Origin of the sequence: Burkholderia sp. LMG 13014, from assembly GCF_905232215.1 — a bacterium.
Lineage (GTDB): Bacteria > Pseudomonadota > Gammaproteobacteria > Burkholderiales > Burkholderiaceae > Burkholderia.
Genome location: NZ_CAJNKE010001053.1, coordinates 1 through 1,077 on the forward strand (window position 1 = coordinate 1; position 1,077 = coordinate 1,077).

At 67.0% G+C, this 1,077-nt stretch carries 2 protein-coding genes; one reads left to right on the forward strand and one right to left on the reverse strand.

What is annotated here, in order from left to right:
• The coding region (locus tag JYJ84_RS37320) for a hypothetical protein (RefSeq protein WP_205190360.1) at positions 1-292 on the reverse strand (292 nt) is incomplete at its 3' end.
• Here JYJ84_RS37320 and JYJ84_RS37325 point away from each other — a divergent pair.
• A partial coding sequence (locus JYJ84_RS37325) for an AAA family ATPase (protein ID WP_205190359.1) occupies positions 243-1,077 on the forward strand: 835 nt, incomplete at its 3' end. The genes JYJ84_RS37320 and JYJ84_RS37325 overlap by 50 nt on opposite strands.

Below are 1,077 nucleotides of genomic sequence, written 5' to 3' on the forward strand. Positions count from 1 at the left end.
GGGAACGGACATCGGCATACCTTCGGGACGGGGTCCGACGCGCCGCGCGGGCGCGGTCGGCAAGGCCGGTGCGGCAGGTGGGTGAACCGACGATCATACGCCGCGGCGCGCCGGCGTGCAGCGCGCGCGGGGTGTTAGCAGCAGACGCGCGCGGCTGCTTGCTTGCGCGGGGATGCGGGATCGCTACACTGAAATCGTAAGGGTCTGATGGTCGTGTGACAGCAAGCGGCAGCGAGGTTGGTATGACGACGGCGATGGTGAAACAGGAACTGGCGGTGGCGTCCTTCAGCACGGTGTACGACCTCGAGCAGGTCGAGACGGCGCTGAGTGACCTGAACGAGAGCGCGAGCGACGCACTGCGCGCCACCTACGAGAGGATGCTCAAGACAGGCAATCTGCGCTTCTGCGTGAAGCCGAACCGGATGCCGTCGTTCGACGCGCTCGGCGAGGCATTGCCCAATTTCGCCGAGCCGCTCGACGACGTGCGCAAGCAGGTCGCGCTGTGCCTCGAAACGGACGACCGGCTCGAACTGATGCCGATCCTGCTGCTCGGGCCCCCGGGCATCGGCAAGACGCACTTTGCGAAGGCGCTCGCGCAACTGCTCGGCACCGCGTACCACTACGTGCCGATGAGTTCGCTGACGGCCGGCTGGATCCTGTCGGGCGCGTCGTCGCAATGGAAGAACGCGAAGCCGGGCAAGGTGTTCGATGCGCTCGTGAACGGCAGCTACGCGAACCCGGTGATCGCGGTCGACGAGATCGACAAGGCCGGCAGCGACGCGCAATACGATCCGCTCGGCGCGCTGTACGCGTTGCTCGAACACGACACCGCGCGCGCGTTCATCGACGAATTCGCGGAAGTGCCGATCGATGCGGGCAACGTGATCTGGATCGCGACCGCGAACGAGGCGCACGCGATTCCGGAGCCGCTGCTCAACCGGATGAACGTGTACGAGATCGAGCCGCCCGATGCGGCCGGCGCGCGCCGGATTGCGCAGACGATCTACGACGAGATCCGCACGTCGCATGCGTGGGGGCGGCGCTTCCCCGATACCCTCGGCGACGACGCGCTCGACG